The organism is Pseudoalteromonas sp. US3C1004 (assembly GCF_048401065.1).
Classification (GTDB): Bacteria; Pseudomonadota; Gammaproteobacteria; order Enterobacterales; family Alteromonadaceae; genus Pseudoalteromonas; species Pseudoalteromonas undina.
On the sequence record NZ_CP183074.1, the window covers coordinates 638,661 to 657,022 of the forward strand.

Genomic DNA, 18,362 nt, shown 5'->3' on the forward strand with positions numbered 1-18,362 from the left:
TTTTTAATGATTATGTTAGGAGTTATTCATAGTTAACATTACGTCTGTAAATAAATGGCTAACCATTACTGAGTGATGCCTTACGTTGAAGCGCTTTTATCAAGCGATACCAACATGACTTTTACAAGACCGCTGCTAAGCAATTAATATTTCAATTTAATTAATAAAAAATACAGTTTATGGTTTTAAATCTATAAACAACTTATGTTTACAGGCTTACACTTTTAAATAACTGATTGTTAATTATACTTAGGCCTATATGAGCAAGTACTAAGTTATAATTTTGGTGCTTTCTACACAATCAAACAAATTAATACAAAACCGTACAAGTAATAATAAACTGTTGAAATTAAAATGTTATTTATTGCTCATTAGCTAACGGCTGCTTCCATTCAAGTAGTCAGTAGTTAATACTTAATACATTGCATTTAAGGTAAATTTGAAAACAAACTCAATTGGCTATTTTATAATTTTTAATTGCTTAAAAATGCCAACAATTAACAACGCACTTTTTATTTAAGGTAAACCAGATGATCAAAACACCTTGTTTTACTCAATTTAATTTGATTAGTATCATGTTTCTACTTTTATTAGCCGGTTGCTCAGAAAGTGAAGTCAGCACGCAAAAACAAAACGAACCACGTGCGGTTAAACTAATAACCATAGGTGATGAGTCGCAATCAAAAACGCTCACCTACCCTGCCACTATCGACACTATAAATAGCTCAAAGCTTGCTTTTCAAGTTAGCGGAAAACTAGAAACGCTTAACGTTATTGCCGCACAAAATGTAAAAAAAGGCGATGTAATAGCCGTATTGGAACAACGAAACTTTATTAATGAGGTTAAGTCGAGCAAAATTCAGTTTGAAACCGCCGACAATGATTACCAACGTGGTTTAAAGCTCGCTAAAGATGGGGTTATTTCACAACGAGATATAGAGCAACTAAAATCTAAAAAAGAAGTAGCCGAATCACAATATGACTCAGCACAAAAAGCACTATCTGACAGTAAAATTATAGCGCCTTACGATGCCATTGTTGCTGAGGTGCCAGTAAAGCAGCTTGAAAACATAAGCGCGGGTCAACATGTTGTTACTTTATTTGGTAAAGGCGAAATGGAAGCGGTGGTAAATATTCCCGCTTCAATTGTGGCCACGGTTGACTCTAAGCAAAACAATGTAGCGTCAGTTATTTTACAAGATGTATCGACTCCCCCCATTCCAGCAACATTTAGACGTGCCAATTTAGAAGCTGACTCTGCGAGTCAAACTTATGAAGTGCGATTTGCATTTGCTGTACCAAATAACCTTAATATATTGCCAGGTATGAATGCCAGTTTAAAACTTACACGTGAAGCCAGCTCAGCATCCACTCGTTTATTAGTGCCAACCTTTGCTATTTTTGAACAAAATGGTGAACACTTTGTATGGACGGTTGACGCTCAAACTATGCAAGCTTCTAAAACTCCCGTTACCATTGAAAATGGCATTGGAGAACAACTCATTGTCACTGACGGTTTAAGTGCTGGCGATGTAATTGTTGGTGCAGGTGCAAACTATGTAACTGAGGGTATGAAAGTACGTCCTTGGACTAAAGCATAGGAGCGCGGTAATGGATTTAGCAAAATGGACAATCAATAATAAATTAATTAGCACCATACTCATTATTTTAACGCTAGGGTTTGGTTTTTCATCCTATAAAAATATGGCGCGGTTTGAAGACCCCGAATTTATAATTCGCACCGCGCAAGTGTTTGTCTCGTACTCAGGTGCAAGCCCACTAGAAGTTGCAAAAGAGGTAACTGAGCCACTTGAACGTGCAATTCAAGAACTACAAGAAGTTGATACTATATCATCCACCTCATCTACAGGTTTATCTGAAATTAAAGTAGAGATTAAATCAGAGTTTTCTCCGACTAAATCTGAGTTGCAAGTTATTTGGACTAAGCTCAGGAACAAAATAAATGACACACGTCCAACATTACCGCCTGGTACTGGCACGCCACAGGTTTATGACGATTTTGGTGATGTGTATGGCTTGAGCTATTTAATAACCGCCGAAGGGTACTCACCCGACGAGTTACATGCCTACGCTAAAGATTTGCAAAGTGACATTTTACAAGCAGAGGGCGTAGCCAAAGTTGCTATGACAGGCGTGCAGCAAGAAGGCATATTTGTAGAAATAGCTCGTGAAGAGTTAGCCTCTTTAGGCGTGTCTATTAATAATATTTACGGCATTTTAGATGAGCAAAACGCTGTATTGAGCGCTGGTAACACTCAAATTGGCGATCAACGTATTTTTATCGACCCTACCGGAGAAATAAACTCCGTTGATACCATTAAAAATCTATTGGTTAGTGCCAGCGGTGAAGGTAAAACAATTTATCTTAAAGATATTGCCAATGTATACCGTGGCTTTCAAAGTCCAGCAACCAAGTTAGTCCGTTATAACTCTAAACCTGCAATTTCACTTGGGGTCGCCAGTGTATTGGGTGCTAATGTGGTTAAAGTATTTGACCGCGTTGATGACAAAGTAAAACAAACTGAAAACCTCAGACCGCTGGGTATCACAGTGCATGAGTTTTACCACCAAGGTAAAGTAGTCCAAGATTCAGTCGACAACTTTGTAGTGAATGTTTTAGTCGCACTGGTGATCGTAATGGTTACCCTGCTGCTATTTATGGGTTTGCGCTCAGGAATTATTATTGGCGCAGTATTACTGCTAACCATTTTTGCGACCCTTGCGACCATGGATTTGAGCGGTATACCCATGCATCGAATTTCTCTTGGAGCGCTGATTATCGCGTTAGGAATGATGGTTGATAACGCCATAGTTGTGACCGAAGGGATTTTAGTTGGTACACAAAAAGGCCGTAAAAAGTTAGACATTGCCAGCGAAGTCGTCAAGCAAACTAAATGGCCACTACTGGGTGGTACCTTGGTAGGCATTGTTGCCTTTGCGCCTATTGGTCTTGCCCCAGGTGATACCGCGGAATTTACCGGCCATTTATTCTGGGTTATTTTAATTTCTCTATTATACAGCTGGTTATTTGCCATTACCCTAACCCCCTTATTTTGTTATTGCTTGTTTAAAGAGCAAGATAGCGACACCTCAGGCTCAGCAAAACCAAATAAACTCATGGCGTTATATCAGTCTGTTGTGGTTTCGGCATTGCATCACCGCTGGCTTAGTATTGCCATTGTGGTTGCCACTTTTAGTGTTTCTATGTGGGGATTTCAATTTGTAAAATCAGGTTTTTTCCCAGCTTCTACTACACCGCAAATGGTGGTTGATTTTTGGCTACCACAAGGTACCGATATTGAAAAAACCAAAAAAGATATGCTCAAGTTAGAGGAATTTGTAAAGCAACAAAATGGCGTTGAAGGTATACAAACGCTTATTGGTGGCGGCGGGCTTCGCTACATGCTTATTTATGGTAGTGAGTCACCGAATAGTTCTTATGGGCAAATTTTAGCTAAAGTCGATGACTACAAAAAGCTAGATCAACTTTTACCTACCGTACAAAATTACATTGACGATAACTTTGTCGATGCTCAAGGCAAAGCATGGCGCTTTGTAATGGGCCCTGGTGGGGGCTCTAAAATAGAAGCCACATTTAAAGGGCCCGACCCAGATGTATTAAGAGAGCTAGCTGCACAAGCAAAAGGAATATTAATTGATGATGGCGGCGCTCTATCAATTAAAGATACATGGCGACAACGCATTAGTGTTATTGAGCCACAGTATTCTGCCATTAATGCGCAGCGCGCTGGTGTAACGCGTAAAGCGGTTGCTGAAGCCTTACAGCAAAATTTTTCGGGGCAAATCGTTGGGCAGTATCGTGAAGGTGAAGAGCTCATTCCTATTATTGTTAGAGCACCACAAGCTGAACGTGTCGACATAAACGATATTGGAAATATTCAAGTACAAAGCAATATCACTGGTGAAACACTGCCCCTTGCGCAAGTAACCAATGGTTTTAAAACCGTCTGGCGCGATGGTATTTTAAAGCGTGAAGACCGCGAATGGACTATAAAAGCCCAAGCCGATCCACTACCAGGTGAACTAGCCTCAGAGTTATTTAATCGGGTAAGGCCTAAAATAGAAGCCATTGACCTACCTCAAGGGTATCGACTTGAATGGGATGGCGAATACGGACAATCGAAAGAATCTAACGAAATGCTGGCCTCAACTATTCCGCTGGGCTTTTTAGCCATGGTGCTGATTGTTATTGTGTTATTTAACGCTTTAAAACAACCAATTATTATTTGGCTTGTCGTGCCATTAGCCTTAATTGGTGTTGTTTTTGGACTGGTAACCACACAAATTCCACTAGAGTTTATGGGCATATTAGGATTGCTATCGCTCTCTGGTTTGTTAATTAAAAATGCCATTGTATTAGTTGATCAAATGGATATGGAAATTCGCCAAGGTAAAGATGCATATAATGCCATTATCGATTCGGCAAATAGTCGGGTAAGACCGGTAATGATGGGCACACTGACCACGGTGTTAGGGGTTATTCCACTGTATTTTGATGCATTTTTCCAATCAATGTCTGTGGTTTTAGTATTTGGATTACTGTTTGCGACCCTGCTGACTTTAATCGTGATACCCGTGCTATATGCTATTTTTATGAATGTTAAACAAAATCAGTAAGCGAGTAATTAAGCTCTAAATTGTAGGATTCGGTTAAACAATGTTCTGCTTTGACCGGATCCTTATTATACTTTAGTCAAAACTACAGTTAATTTAATAAACTTTATAGTAATTCTCATCCTTTATAATTATTATATAGTTACAAAATGTTTTCGTTTTGAAATTCAATAATAACACTTACTCCACGGATACTTTCATGCCAATAAAACGCTTACTGATCCTCTTTTTATCTTTAGCGTTTAGTGAAGCTGTTATTATGCTTTTTTTAGCCACATTTGTTACCCAGTTTACCGGTGTTTGGCTTTCAGTAATATTAGATTCCAGCCTTATCGCGTTAGTAGCGATTGTCACTACCCTTTACTTATTTCGCGATAATGACTTTGTAACTCACCAAAAGCTCAGAACTGAGTTCCTTATTATAAAAATAGCTATGATTGTGTTCACTGTTGAAGCAATCATAATGTTTGCCTTTAATTTTGATGCTCTCATGTTAAAACAATGGCAAATCATGCTCATTGACGGCTTAATTTTAAGTAGCTTAAGTGTCTCGCTTATTTATTTATTTATTCGTAATTAAATATGCTTTTTCATTAAACCAATCACATAACACACAAAAAAACACGACAAAACTGACTAGTTCATTGGCCTACTTTTGCTCTGCGGTATTGTTATATATCGCCTTATATATGTTTTACCAAAGCCAATTACAAACACGTATTAATAATGTTATACAACATGAAAAAAATGAATTAAAACAAGCAAAAAAAGCTTTTTTACAACAACTTAATCATGCCTCTCGTGACTTGCTGATTTTAAGAAACAATCATCATTTTAAAGATCATGACATTTTAAGTTCGGTCAATAGAGCTCAGCTAGAGCAAGACTATGCTAACTTTATTTCTATTAAAAACTTTTATACACAAATTCGAATTCTTGATCTAACAGGTAAGGAACTATTAAGGGTGCATAGAGACAAGCACAATGTTGCTATAGTCTCAGCAGAGCAGCTACAAGACAAAAGCCATCGTTACTATTTTAAACAGGCTATAAAAATGAACCCGTCAGCTATTTTTATTTCCCCATTAGATTTAAACTTTGAAAACGGTGAGATAGAACGCCCTTTTAAACCAATGATACGTTTAGCTTCTGTACTAATGGGACCCAAAGGAACTAAAATAGGGCTACTTATCGTCAACCTTGAAGGGGCTCATTTACTTAGCCAATTAGACAATATCTCAAAAAATTCATCAGGCAATATTATGCTGCTTAATAAAGACAGCTATTGGTTATTTGGAGATACCAATAAGCAATGGTCATTTATGTTTGCTAATAAACCGCAACATCGTTTTAAAGATCAGCAGCCACACATATGGCAAAGCATGCAAATCCAAGCGAATGGAATTATTGAAAATGAAAACAATGTTTATATTTATGAGCACTTAACTTTATTAAACGACATGTTGCTCCCAAATAATATCGCTAATAGCCTAATAAACAGACCCGAATGGACATTAATAAATAAAGTTCCGCTGGATAAAATAGAGAGTGAGTTTAGTAGCTTAAAGAAACTTATTATCGCTCTTTATCTTGGTATTATGACGTTAATGATATTTGTTATTTATACTTTTGCCATCCACACAATTAAAAGAAGAAGATATCAAGCCAAAGTAGAAAACTATGCTTATTTTGACAGTTTAACAGGGCTTTATAACCGCCGTATTTTTTTGGAGCAGCTTGATTTAGAAATCATAAAAGCAACGCAGCTTTCCTGCCCTTTGGTACTTATGTACCTTGATTTAGATTACTTTAAACCCATCAATGATGAATTAGGCCATGGTGCAGGTGATGAAGTTCTTAAAGAGGTGGCGATTCGCATCAAAAGTTGTTTACGACAACAAGACATTATTGCGCGCATTGGGGGAGATGAATTTGCAGCAATTCTTCCCCAGTTAAACGATAAAAAAGCAATAGCGGATATTGCAGAGCGAATTATCACAAGTATTAACACCCCCTTTACTATTTTTGATCAGCAATGCAGCTTAGGTATAAGCATTGGTATTGCAACCAGCGCGTCAGAAACTCAAACCAGCATTAAGCTTAAAACACAGGCAGACCAAGCACTTTATGAAGCTAAAAACTCTGGCAGAAACTGTTATCGCTTTTCCAAATAAACATTTTAAATTTAGTATTTTATAAATTTAAAATAAGCTTTGAAGCGAATACTTTTTTAAGGCATTAATTATCACTTTAAGTTCTAGCTTTAGCGATTAACATAGTTGGAGTTTTATTATATAGTGGGGCTAAGAATTCATTGCATAGTAATGCATTAAGATTCATTCATTAAATTAACTATTCAAATTTATCAAATAAATAACATATCAAGTGCAGTCTATGTGTCTTCTATTTAGTCATACAAACAATAAATGTAAAAACAGCTTTATTTCAAATCAAAATTTTAAAAACGAGGCATTCTCATGTTATCAAAACGCATAATTCCTTGTTTAGATGTAAAAGATGGACAGGTTGTTAAAGGGGTTAAATTTAAAGGCCACGAAGTGGTTGGCGATGTACTTACCCTAGCTAAAGCCTACAGCGAAGCCGGTGCTGATGAACTGGTGTTTTACGAGATCAGTGCAAGTGTTGAAAAACGCTTACTCGATGTTAATTGGGTTGAAAACATTGCCCGCCATATCGATATTCCATTTTGTGTAGCCGGTGGTATTAAATCGGTAGCCGATGCAGCTCGTGTGCTTGAACGTGGCGCTGACAAAATCAGTATTAATAGCCCTGCAATTGCGCGTCCAGAGCTAATTAAAGAATTACATGATGAGTTTGGCAAGCAGTGTGTAGTTGTTGGCATTGACAGCTTTTATGATGAAACAACCGGTGAATATCTAGTTTATCAGCTTACTGGCGATCCTAATGCGTCAAGCCGCACCCGATATAAAACCGAAGAATGGGTTAAACGCGTACAAGACTTAGGTGCTGGCGAAATCGTTTTAAATTGTATGAACCAAGATGGTGTTCGCAACGGTTACGACAACGAGCAACTAAGCAAAATACGCCAGCTGTGTGATATTCCTTTAATCGCCTCAGGCGGTGCAGGCAGCATGCAAGATTTTGTTGATGTATTTCAACAAAGCCAAGTAGATGGTGCGCTCGCAGCCAGTGTTTTTCACAAAAACGTGATAAACATCGGTGAACTAAAACAATTTTTAATCGATAACCAAGTGGCAGCAAGACTATGCAAGTAACCTTAGAAAACCAAACTCAAGTTGATTTCGCCAAAAGCGAGATTATCCCTGCCATTGTTCAAGATGCCCGCTCTGGCGTAATTTTAATGCAAGGCTTTATGAACAGCGAAGCGCTAAACGTAACACTAGAAAGTAATAAAGTGACTTTTTATTCGCGCTCTAAATCGCGTTTATGGACCAAAGGCGAATCATCAGAAAACTTTTTAAACGTGGTATCGGTGCATACCGATTGCGATTACGACTCTATACTCATACTTGCAAACCCAGAAGGCCCAACCTGTCATTTAGGCACGCAAAGCTGTTTTGGTGATGATGCAAAACCAAGCTTGAGCTTTTTAGCGCAACTTGAAGATGTCATTGTTGCTCGTAAAAATGATGATCCAGCTAAAAGCTACACTGCGTCACTGTTCGCAGAAGACTTAAGCCGTAGCTGTCAAAAAGTAGGTGAAGAAGGTGTAGAAGTGGCACTTGCAGCAATGAAACACGACAACAATGAACTTACCAACGAGTCGGCCGATTTGTTGTATCACCTTGTTGTACTATTACAACGCCAAGGGTTAGAACTCACTGATGTAGTTGCTTGCCTAAAAGGTCGTCATAAGTAAATACAACGATTACTGTGTGCGCCATTATGTGGCGCACATCGTTATCAAAAGCCATAATTTTTCTTTTTAATTCAGCCTTCTCAATAGCATTTATTCTCTCCCTTAGGTATCCTTTAGTTAATATTCAAGGAATAGCTATTACAAAAGGATAGCGCACTATGAAAACTTATATATCGCTTATACTCACTGGTCTTATTTTGTCTGGATGTAGCAGTTTAACCAGCGAGCAAAAAGCCAAATTAGACAGCTTAACGCCCTGTGAAAAAATGGATGGCTTAATAACCGAATTCGATAATCGATTTGATGCGTTAAAAGACACCAAAGTACAAAACTCATATTTAGATGTGTGGACTGCAAAGTACAACGTATTTGGCAATAACTGCCAAGTGACTAGCTTTAACAATCAAACTGTGACCTATCAATGCCAAGAAAGCTACAAAGATCAACAGCAGGCGGTAGCTATGCATCAACAAGCAGTTGAACTCACTCGCCAATGTTTAACTAAAAAAAACAACTGGTTAGAAACACAAAAAGAGTCAGAAACGTCGCTGCGTACCACCTTTGTACTTGATGATAAGTCGCCGGTTATTTCTGTTTATACCAGCAAAACGTTATCAAAAATTAAAACTTGGTCGACCTCTTTAGAAGTAGGAAAGCCCGTCGCCACTAAATAATAACGAGAGAATGTATGCGCCAAACACCCAGTAAACAATCCACTCATTTAAAAACAGACTGTATCGGTGAATGTTATAGAATGAATGGCTACTGCACTGGGTGCGGGCGCACTAGCGACGAAATATTCGACTGGATTATTTTAACTGACGAACAAAAACAAGCAATATTGGCCTCCCCTCGTGAAGACGCAAAAAAAGACTAGCTTAAATTTTTAACCGTTAAGGCGCATTACGCTGTGATGGGTCACGTTTAAAATCTTTGCTTAATTGCTTAGGATCTAACGCTTCACGTTGTTTGCTTGCGCCTTCTGCCCACCACATTAATTGATTAAAGGTGCGCGAAAAATAGCTATCCCACGATGTTTGCTCTGCCCTATTGTTTGCTTCACCACTTTCGATAAACACATCTTGCGCTTTTGGTACATGGATCATAGCTGATACCGGTAAGCAACCTAGTTCACTTAAAAAGCTGCGCATGCCAACAGCAGCGCGTACACCGCCCCATTGCCCTGCAGAATAGGTCACAATCGCGCTGGGTTTATAGCCAAATAGAGAACTTCCAAAATGGTTTAGCAAATTAGCGAGTGCCGGACTCATAGAATGATTATATTCAGGGCTTACCATAACAAAGCCATCGCTGGCTTTAATTTTTGCAGCTAAGTCATCAAGCTGTTTAGGTATCTCTGCTTGCGAATAAGCAAAGTGCGGTTTAAACACAGGGTCTAAATCGTAATCGAGCGGATCAATAAGTTCTATTTCATGTTCAGAGTAATGCTCAAGCAAACAACGCTCACATGCTTTCGCTACCCTTTCCCCTAAACGCGCAGGCTTAGGTGGGGTACTTTTTCTAACTGAACCGATAAAAATTAATAACTTCATCTAACGGCACTCCTTTTTAATTACAAAAATAAATACCTCAAAAAAGTTTGAGGTATTTACCTTACGATTTAGGCTTTATCGAGTGCTTGGCTAACATCGGCAATAATATCGTCAATGTTTTCAATACCCACCGATAACCGAATTAAATCGCGGCTAACGCCCGCATTAGCCAGTTCTTCATCGTTTAGTTGGCGGTGAGTGGTAGATGCTGGGTGGCAAGCCAGCGATTTAGCATCGCCAATATTTACCAAGCGTAAAATCATGTTTAGAGCATCAATAAACCGCGTACCGGCTTCAAGGCCACCGGCAATGCCAAAACTTAAAATACCTGACGCTTTACCATTGGTAATTTTTTGGCTCATTTCGTTATACGGGCTTGATTTTAATCCCGCGTAATTAACCCAAAGTACCTTAGGATGGCTCTCTAAATATTCAGCAATTTTTTGCGCGTTTTCGCAGTGGCGATCCATTCTTAGCCCTAACGTTTCAAGGCCAATTAAAATATCAGAGGCGTTTTTAGGCGCAAGTGCCGCACCAGTGTTTCTAAGAGGGACAACGCGGCAACGTCCAATAAATGCCGCCTCAGCAAACGCATCGGTATACACTACATTATGGTACGACGGATCAGGCTCATTCATCATCGCAAAACGGGTGGCATTGGCTTTCCAGTCAAACTTGCCCGAATCAACAATCATACCGCCAATCGCGGTACCATGGCCGTTAATATATTTAGTGAGTGAGTGCACCACAATATCGGCACCTAACTCAAATGGACGACACAGATACGGCGTAGCCACGGTGTTATCTACAATTAAAGGCACTCCTTTACTGTGGGCAATTTTCGCAAGGCGAGCGATATCAACTATATTCCCAGCAGGGTTACCAATTGACTCGCAAAAAACCGCACGGGTGCTTTCATCAATCGCGTTTTCAAAACCGTCAAAATCATCGGCTTTAATCATTCGCGCTTCTATACCTTGGCGCGGCAAGCTGTGGGCAAATAAATTATAAGTGCCGCCATACACTTGGCTGGTGCTTACAATATTAGTGCCCACTTCGCATAAACATTGAATTGCATAAGTAATCGCCGCCATACCCGAAGCCACAGCCAGCGCACCAATGCCGCCTTCCATCGCGGCAATACGCTGCTCAAGTACCGCATTGGTCGGATTCATTATGCGGGTATAAATATTACCCGGCACTTTTAAATCAAATAAATCAGCACCGTGCTGGGTATTATCAAAGGTGTACGAAGAGGTGTTATAAATCGGCACCGCCGCCGACTTAGTGGTGGCTTCAGATTCATAACCATGGTGCAACGCTAAAGACTCAAGTTTCATAATTTATTCCTTCAATATAGTTACACCTAACCTAGCATTTAATGGTTACAAAATGCACATGAAATATACTAAAGAATGTTGAAGTAATTTGATTGAGTGCTGTATCTAATTCTACCGTTCGCTCATATATTCAAGAAAATGAGCCAAGCGCGCATATTATTCCTCTAAGTATTTATTAAACGCAATAAAAACTTAGTGATAGTAATATGTTAGGTATTTTGTTAAAACTATATGTAAAAGAAAATGAGCGCAGCGCTGGTATGAATATGCGCGATGAGCGCACTATTAAATTGTTATGCATTTCCGTAAGCTGGAGAAATCAGTGAACCCAATCTACGACACTAGTAATACTTTCGCGAAGATTATTGCTGGAGAGGCCCCCTGTGTAAAGGTCTATGAGGATGATTTAACGCTCGCATTCATGGATATAATACCGCAGAAGGATGGTCACGTATTAGTAGTACCCAAGGAACAAGCGGTCACAATTTACGATCTGTCTGCAGAAGCTGCTCAAGCATGCATGCTAACCGTTCAGAAAATAGGTAAAGCTCTCGAGCGCGCTATGGGGGTGACTGGGTCAACCATATTCCAGCACAATGGCTCTTCTGCCGGTCAAACTGTGGGGCATTTTCATTTTCATGTTTTTCCAGGACCTTTGTTGGTGATAAAAGACCATGGCGTGCAGTTTGAAGAGGTTGGGAAGCTTAAAGAGATAGCTGCGTTAATCATTGCACAATTAGAAAGTCCACATGCATAACAAGTGCAGGCACGGCGACTCCCACTACATTGCGCCTCCGGCTCCATTTCGTGGGCGCGCGTGCTGCAAGCGTTAGCAGCCAAAATTAGACATGGAGATAAAATGAAATACATCGTAGTACTTATCGGAACTATATATTTAACTGCCTGTGCTACTGGCTACCAAGCCCACACTTGGTCAGGCGGGTATAACGATAGAGTGATAGGTGAAAATCACTATTATCTGGAGTATTTGGGAAATGGAACAACGTCAGCAGAAACTGTGAATGCCTATTGGGATCGCAGAGCAAGCGAGTTGTGCCCTGCAGGGTATACTGAATTAACTTCCGAATTAGGAAAAAATAATTCTGTAGCGGTCGGCACTGCTGGTGTTTCATTTGCCCATCCTTGGAAAAAAGCTGAAATCAAGTGCAATTAAGCGTTGAATAAAAAAGAAAGCAAGGAAAGTGGTATCTTATATGCGGTGTTCATTACCGTGTTGTTGTATTTCTTTTTCAAAATTACTTTGATCTTCTCAATAGTGTCAGGCAGAAATTTTACTTGTTTAAGCTCTATTTGGAGTAACTCCTATACTGTAATAACTCCTTTCTCTGCATTTTTTATTGTGGCAATATTTAGCTGTATTTGGTTTTTTTATTGAGGCATAAAGTACAAACAAAAAGTAGGAAAATCTGTATATTTACTGTTAGCTGTCGGAGCTGTGTTCTATTACTTTTGGTTCAAAGGTTTTTACGGTTTCTGGCAGCTAATGAGCTACGAGCAAAAGGAAATTACATTACAAGAGTTTTTTGAAAAAACAGGTGGTACAGAAAGGTTAAAGTTGTATGGTAGTGGCGCTAATCAAAATGTATTGTGTAAATCGCAATATAACAAAGCAAATTAAAAGTGCGGACAAAAAAACAGTGGGCTTTGTTCGTACCTCACAAATTATAGCCCACTATTTTTTAGCCGTTTATTTACGGCGTTATATTTTTTAATTAGCATCAAAACAAGGAGATAAATTGATGTTTGAATAAAAAATGGTACAAATTCCTCCAAATATTGCCGTTCAAATGAAAGCCCATAAGGGGAATGAAGCCGCTGCATATTTAGAAACTGTTGTTAATAAATATGCAAACGCAGGGTGGGATTTCCAGAGAGTTGATAGCATCGGAGTTCAAGTTCAACCAGGTTGCTTCGATGCTTTAAGAGGTAAGAAGGCGGTAGATAGTAGCTATTATGTAATTACTTTTCGTAAGGAAAAATAATTTTGATTTGGTTTTCTATTAAACTAATCATGTTATATCGGTTTGTAGCTCCGAAAAGCTTACAAGAATCATGCTTATTCGAGCCCATTTGCTCAGAGTACTCTATTCTCGCTTTGAAAAAATATGGCTTCTTAAAAGGATGGTTGTTCTCGTTAAAGCGGATCTTAAGCTGTAAACAACCAAATGGCGGTATAGATTATCCATAAATATAACAAGCCTTTATTGGGTTAAACCCAAGGAGGCGGCGTTAGCAGAATAGACAAGGTATACAGATGGAATGGTTAAAGCCGATAAAACTCAAAGGGGATTTTGTTACCCTTGAGGTGTTGGATATGAGTCATGTTGAAGAATTAAAAATGGCCGTATTAGATGGTGAATCTTGGAAGTTGTGGTATGCAAATGTCCCTTCTCCAGAACAAATGGAAAGTTATGTCGAAAAAGCAATTTTTGAGGCTGAGCAAGGTAATATAGCATTTGTGGTAAGGTGTAATAATACGAGCATGGTCGTTGGGACAACTCGATTTTATAATGTAGACGCAAAGAATAAACGAGCTATGCTTGGTTATACATGGTATTCAGCATCAGTTAGAAGAACTCCGGTAAATACTGAATGTAAGCTCTTACTACTAAAGTACTTATTTGATAAGTATTCGGCGATTGCTGTTGAGTTTCGAACGCACTTTTTTAATCAAGGGTCGAGGAAGGCTATTGAAAGACTTGGGGCTAAACAAGATGGAATTTTACGCAGTCATCAAATAATGGGCGATGGCTCAATTAGAGATACAGTTGTCTATTCTATTCTCTCTACAGAGTGGGCATCGGTAAAAAATCACTTACAGAGTAAATTCTGCTAACAAGCGCTTGAAATCGGATTAAAAATTATGTCGCACTTTTTGCAAAAAACACGCAAAAATATGCGCCATTATTTTCACCGTTTAAACGAGCGTTAAGTGCAATCAGCAGTAGTGACATCAAAAAGTAGGGAAGTATGAGTATTAATATAAAGTGGGATGAAGATTGTCGTTTTAAAGTATTAACAGAAGGTGGCTTTACGTTTAATGTTGACGCTACAAGTGAGAAAGCTCCTTGTCCAACGGAAGTTCTATTGTCAGCTTTAGGTTCATGCAGTGCGACGGATGTCGTCTTGCTTCTGCAAGAGCAAGGTTTTGAAGTTAAGGGTTTAGAAAATACGGTTACTTTCGCCTTAACGGAATCAGAGCCTCGTTTATATAAATCGGCAAACTTGCACTTTATAGTAAGTGGCGTCGGTTTTCAGGAGTCTGACATTTTGCGAGCAGCTCAAGAAGCTGTAGGAAAGCATTGTCATGTTTGTCTTATGTTGAGTCCTACGATCGATATCACTTATTCAGCAGAAGTTGGAAAAAATTGCACTTAACTAGGCATTAAATATGCTCCCTACGGTCGCTCACACTAGCAAGCTCGCGCGGTTCATGGAGGCATTATTTGCTTCAATTAGTCGGAGCATTACTCAAGCAAGGAGAGAGTATTTTGACATTAGATGAATACAGAATAGAATTTGAACAATCTTCAAACAGATCTATTTCAATGCCGGTTGCTGGAACCATAATTTGGGGTTTAGTTGGATTTCTAAGTACACAATTTAGCGCAAATATTTCTATATATATTCTACTTTTTGCAACAGGTGGTATTTTTCCTATAGCTTTAGTAATTGCTAAATTTAGAAAAGAGAACTTAGTTTCCTCATCCAACCCTTTAGCAAAACTAATGGGCCTATGCATAGTGATGGTTAATCTTCTTTGGGCTGTCCATATACCGTTACTTTTAAATGCACCTGAATTTGTTCCTTTGAGTTTAGGCGTTGGCTTAGGACTTCATTGGGTAGTATATTCTTGGATCGTTAAACATCCTGTTGGCTTAATTCATGCTGTGTTAAGAAGTATTTTAATTGTAGCCGCTTGGTATTTATTCCCTAACAGTAGTATTTTAGCTATCTCTTGCGTTATCGTTTTAACTTATTTAATAAGTATTTATCAAATGTTAACCAGGAATATGATAAGAATATAACAAACACCTAAACTCCGACTATGTAAAGTTGTCATAGTTTTGGCAAACAGAAAACCACGCCAACACATTGCGTGTTACACGGTTGTAAGTTTTTAAAGGAGTCGAATGACCATTAAAATATTAGGATGGTTTTCAATAATCATAACAACTCTTGCACTAGCACCAAGTATTGTACCTGGAGCCATGTCAATATTAGCTTTTTATCTATCTTTGGGGGCTTTAATTGTCTCTATATCAACTATAAAATCGGCGGGTGTTTTCTACTTCAAAACAACTGCTATTATAGTTTGTGTTGGGATGTTAGTTGTTAATGATTACCTTCGTTTTTATGGCTCACTTCCACAAGCTACGTGGGCTGAAAAGATAGGGTTGTATGCTTTTTATATAGTAATTTGTATTACAGGTTTTTTTAAAGCCAAAAAGTATTGTAAATAATAAAAACTAACAAGAACTTCTAACGGAAAAAACACAAGGAAATTTATGAGTCAGTGCCCTCGGTGTGAACATAAAATAGATGTTTTCAGCCTTTATTTATCTGCATTTCCGTTTTACTTTAAATGTGCCAATTGTCAGACGAGATTGAAACTTATCAGCTCAAAATTATTCTGGGCTATATTTTTATTGTATTCGGCAGTCGTGTTTACATTGATAATGTATATTCCAATTTTTAGCAAATATGGTTTAGGCGTAATATTAACCGTATCAGGCTGGTTCTTTGTTTACTATAAATTGTCACCTTACATACTCAGCAAAGATAACGTGGTAATACATAGCAGTGACTAGCTAAAAATAGCTTTGTTTTATATCTTCCTCTAAAAGCGCAGCGTCTTTTCGCCCTCTTTGTGCATAAGACCTTACTTAGCAAAGAGAATTGAATGAGCAGAAAACACAGTAATAACGTTTACTCGCTCAGACTAAAAAAAGTCGTTAGTTAGCTTGGTTTTTGGCTATTTTTCATCATTTCTAAATAGCGTCCTTCAATGAATTTTTTTTCTTTTGTAAGGTGTTTAAGTGCGTACTGGGTTTTCTCTAGCTCTTGCTTTAGAGTATCTAATTCCTCACTACTTTCTGGCCCGTCAGTTTGTAACTGTAATTGCTGTAGCAGTTGGTCTTGCTCTGCAATTTGCCTTTTATATTCGTTTAAAGTATTAAGTAATCTTGTTTGATCGAGCGTTGAGGATGCATCTGCGTTTGATGTTTTATCACTATTTTCGCTTGCGGTTTTAAGCGCTTCGTAATCTGCTTGTAACTGATCTTTTTCTTCTTGAAGCACAGTCACTGCATCATATTGTGCATAGAGTTTTTGACGGGTAACTTTTAATTTTTCAACACTTTTATCCAAATCCCCTTTAAGTTTGCGAATTAGCTTATGCGAGCGTTTTAATTTTTTATTGAGATCATCGATTAGCTGTTGTTCTTTTTCGGTAACATGATCTTTGGTTGATGAAGTAACCTCAGTCAATTGCTGTTGTAATAGCATTTGTACACTGATTAACTCAGCGATAGTTTTTCGATTATCGTTAACATAGCTCATAGCGTTTTCAACAGACTCTCTGCACATAGCTAACGTCGCATCATCCATTGTTCCGTTACTTTTAACCATGCTAAGTGCAAATGCCCTAAACTCTCTGAGTATCAGTAAAAGAATATAAAACCACGCGGCTAAAATAAGTAGCCCAAAATTTATAGCAATATAATGATAAACCTCTGGCGGAAATACGGCATATGGCATTATTTAGTTATCTTAAATTAAGTGTTTATTTACTAGAGTTTAGCGCTGTGAAAAAAATCTGCCATAATAACAACAACATTAAAAAAAAGTTACCTGTGTGAAAATACTTATCGTGGATGATAGCCATGCAACACTTGAAATAGTACGCCGAGGGTTGGAAAAGTTTGGCTATCGGAAGTTATTAATAGAAAAAGCCAACAATGCTAAATCTGCGTTAACGCTGATTGGTAGTTGGCACCCCGATATTGTCCTTACAGACTGGCATATGCCTGATATGTGTGGGGTAACGTTATTACGTGCAATAAAGCAAAGGCAACTTAATATAATAGTCGCGATGCTAACCACTGTTGATGAAAAGTCTCAAATTGAAGAAGCTATTAGCTTAGGCGCATCTTTTGTACTGTCAAAACCTTTTACCGATGAACAACTTCACGATAAGTTATTACCTCTGGTTCAACTTGTAGAAAATAACGAAGTCATTCCTGATGAAATTGAATTAAATGATGATTTAGCGTTACCAAAGCTGTCGCAATTAGAACGTTTGTTTCATAAACATATAAGTCAGTCTTTAATCGTAAACACAATTCAACCGCAGGTATTCGATGAATCTAAAGTACCCTGTGTAATGGCTGTTTATGAGGATCCTAAAAGTCAAAAAGTACGCGCTATTGCCATACTTGATATTTATGCCGCGTTCGTAATGGCAAGTGGTTATAGTAGCTTGTCGGCTGAAGATATTAGTAACTCAATATTATCTGGCGTTGTAACAAATACAGCATTAAGCGCATGTAAAAAAGCATTAACGGAAACGGCTTTTGCCTTTTTAGACAAACGAACACGCGTTAGTTTACAAATCAAAACGGTCAAAGTGATTACCACGCCTTTTCGTAAGCTCACTTTGCTGTATAAAACACCTGCTGAAAAGCGCATTGATTTTAGCTGCCAGCTTGAGGGCATGGCACAAGGTAAAATTATGCTAGTTGGCATTTAGTAAATTAAACTTACGTAGTTACCGTTATAAAAAAGTTTAATTTAAAAACACCTTGCTCCTACAAAAGCGCAGCGTCTCTTCGCCCTCTTTGTGCATAATTCATCAAAAAGCTATTTGAACATGGAGAAGATAATGAGCAGAAAATGAGAAACCAAAACCATCACACAAAGCCGAGTGTC

The 18,362-nt window shown here is 38.3% G+C and carries 21 protein-coding genes; 18 read left to right on the forward strand and 3 right to left on the reverse strand.

The window, feature by feature from the left end:
- Positions 1–530 precede the first annotated feature (530 nt).
- The 8 genes from ACNSN3_RS18200 to ACNSN3_RS18235 all read left to right on the forward strand — a co-directional run bounded on the left by ACNSN3_RS18200 (position 531) and on the right by ACNSN3_RS18235 (position 9,395).
- Positions 531–1,601, forward strand: coding sequence for an efflux RND transporter periplasmic adaptor subunit (locus tag ACNSN3_RS18200; protein WP_010388873.1), 1,071 nt, complete (start codon positions 531–533; stop codon positions 1,599–1,601).
- Between the two features lie 10 nt (positions 1,602–1,611).
- Positions 1,612–4,659, forward strand: coding sequence for an efflux RND transporter permease subunit (locus ACNSN3_RS18205; protein ID WP_418609335.1), 3,048 nt, complete (start codon positions 1,612–1,614; stop codon positions 4,657–4,659).
- A 196-nt stretch (positions 4,660–4,855) separates the two neighbouring features.
- Positions 4,856–5,236 (forward strand): hypothetical protein, encoded by a 381-nt coding sequence (locus tag ACNSN3_RS18210; protein WP_418609337.1) that lies wholly within the window; start codon positions 4,856–4,858, stop codon positions 5,234–5,236.
- On the forward strand, positions 5,202–6,830 hold the full coding sequence (locus tag ACNSN3_RS18215; RefSeq protein WP_418609339.1) for a diguanylate cyclase domain-containing protein: 1,629 nt from the start codon (positions 5,202–5,204) through the stop codon (positions 6,828–6,830). Before ACNSN3_RS18210 ends, ACNSN3_RS18215 begins: the two co-directional genes overlap by 35 nt.
- Positions 6,831–7,133: 303 nt before the next feature.
- Positions 7,134–7,913: an imidazole glycerol phosphate synthase subunit HisF gene (gene hisF / locus ACNSN3_RS18220; RefSeq protein WP_109874959.1), complete on the forward strand. Its 780-nt coding sequence runs from the start codon at positions 7,134–7,136 to the stop codon at positions 7,911–7,913.
- A complete protein-coding gene (hisIE, locus tag ACNSN3_RS18225) occupies positions 7,904–8,518 on the forward strand; it encodes a bifunctional phosphoribosyl-AMP cyclohydrolase/phosphoribosyl-ATP diphosphatase HisIE (RefSeq protein ID WP_418609341.1) in 615 nt (204 codons plus the stop codon). The genes hisF and hisIE overlap by 10 nt, the downstream gene beginning before the upstream one ends.
- A 158-nt stretch (positions 8,519–8,676) precedes the next feature.
- Complete coding sequence (locus ACNSN3_RS18230) at positions 8,677–9,192, forward strand: hypothetical protein (protein ID WP_418609343.1); 516 nt, start codon at positions 8,677–8,679, stop codon at positions 9,190–9,192.
- A 14-nt stretch (positions 9,193–9,206) separates the two neighbouring features.
- On the forward strand, positions 9,207–9,395 hold the full coding sequence (locus tag ACNSN3_RS18235) for a DUF1289 domain-containing protein (RefSeq protein ID WP_075170194.1): 189 nt from the start codon (positions 9,207–9,209) through the stop codon (positions 9,393–9,395).
- Positions 9,396–9,411: 16 nt separating this feature from the next.
- Here ACNSN3_RS18235 and ACNSN3_RS18240 read toward each other — a convergent pair whose 3' ends face one another.
- Together ACNSN3_RS18240 and ACNSN3_RS18245 are read right to left on the reverse strand one after the other, a co-directional pair.
- Positions 9,412–10,071: an NADPH-dependent FMN reductase gene (locus tag ACNSN3_RS18240; protein WP_418609344.1), complete on the reverse strand. Its 660-nt coding sequence runs from the start codon at positions 10,069–10,071 to the stop codon at positions 9,412–9,414.
- Between the two features lie 68 nt (positions 10,072–10,139).
- Entirely contained in the window at positions 10,140–11,411 is a 1,272-nt protein-coding gene (locus ACNSN3_RS18245) for an O-acetylhomoserine aminocarboxypropyltransferase/cysteine synthase family protein (RefSeq protein WP_418609346.1), read from the reverse strand.
- Positions 11,412–11,733: 322 nt separating this feature from the next.
- Between ACNSN3_RS18245 and ACNSN3_RS18250 the strand changes: the two genes are divergently transcribed.
- The 9 genes from ACNSN3_RS18250 to ACNSN3_RS18290 all read left to right on the forward strand — a co-directional run bounded on the left by ACNSN3_RS18250 (position 11,734) and on the right by ACNSN3_RS18290 (position 15,895).
- The gene (locus ACNSN3_RS18250; protein WP_418609348.1) at positions 11,734–12,168 is read left to right on the forward strand and encodes an HIT domain-containing protein; all 435 of its coding nucleotides are present in this window, start codon (positions 11,734–11,736) and stop codon (positions 12,166–12,168) included.
- Between the two features lie 102 nt (positions 12,169–12,270).
- Entirely contained in the window at positions 12,271–12,585 is a 315-nt protein-coding gene (locus ACNSN3_RS18255; protein WP_418609349.1) for a CC0125/CC1285 family lipoprotein, read from the forward strand.
- Between the two features lie 330 nt (positions 12,586–12,915).
- A complete protein-coding gene (locus ACNSN3_RS18260; protein ID WP_274602023.1) occupies positions 12,916–13,050 on the forward strand; it encodes a hypothetical protein in 135 nt (44 codons plus the stop codon).
- A gap of 136 nt (positions 13,051–13,186) precedes the next feature.
- Positions 13,187–13,414 (forward strand): hypothetical protein, encoded by a 228-nt coding sequence (locus ACNSN3_RS18265; RefSeq protein ID WP_418609352.1) that lies wholly within the window; start codon positions 13,187–13,189, stop codon positions 13,412–13,414.
- A 29-nt stretch (positions 13,415–13,443) separates the two neighbouring features.
- Positions 13,444–13,620 (forward strand): membrane protein insertion efficiency factor YidD, encoded by a 177-nt coding sequence (yidD, locus tag ACNSN3_RS18270; RefSeq protein ID WP_418609842.1) that lies wholly within the window; start codon positions 13,444–13,446, stop codon positions 13,618–13,620.
- A 66-nt stretch (positions 13,621–13,686) separates the two neighbouring features.
- Positions 13,687–14,268, forward strand: coding sequence for a GNAT family N-acetyltransferase (locus tag ACNSN3_RS18275; RefSeq protein ID WP_418609354.1), 582 nt, complete (start codon positions 13,687–13,689; stop codon positions 14,266–14,268).
- A 134-nt stretch (positions 14,269–14,402) separates the two neighbouring features.
- A complete protein-coding gene (locus tag ACNSN3_RS18280) occupies positions 14,403–14,810 on the forward strand; it encodes an OsmC family protein (RefSeq protein WP_138594576.1) in 408 nt (135 codons plus the stop codon).
- Between the two features lie 68 nt (positions 14,811–14,878).
- Positions 14,879–15,460 (forward strand): DUF7010 family protein, encoded by a 582-nt coding sequence (locus ACNSN3_RS18285; RefSeq protein WP_418609356.1) that lies wholly within the window; start codon positions 14,879–14,881, stop codon positions 15,458–15,460.
- Between the two features lie 105 nt (positions 15,461–15,565).
- Positions 15,566–15,895: a hypothetical protein gene (locus tag ACNSN3_RS18290; protein WP_418609358.1), complete on the forward strand. Its 330-nt coding sequence runs from the start codon at positions 15,566–15,568 to the stop codon at positions 15,893–15,895.
- Positions 15,896–16,391: 496 nt separating this feature from the next.
- On the opposite strand, the gene ACNSN3_RS18295 is transcribed toward ACNSN3_RS18290, so the two are convergent.
- Entirely contained in the window at positions 16,392–17,192 is an 801-nt protein-coding gene (locus tag ACNSN3_RS18295) for a chromosome partitioning protein ParA (RefSeq protein ID WP_418609360.1), read from the reverse strand.
- 97 nt (positions 17,193–17,289) lie between these two features.
- Here ACNSN3_RS18295 and ACNSN3_RS18300 point away from each other — a divergent pair, with 97 nt between their 5' ends.
- Positions 17,290–18,183, forward strand: a complete 894-nt coding sequence (locus tag ACNSN3_RS18300) for a response regulator (RefSeq protein WP_418609362.1) — start codon at positions 17,290–17,292, stop codon at positions 18,181–18,183.
- Positions 18,184–18,362 lie beyond the last annotated feature (179 nt).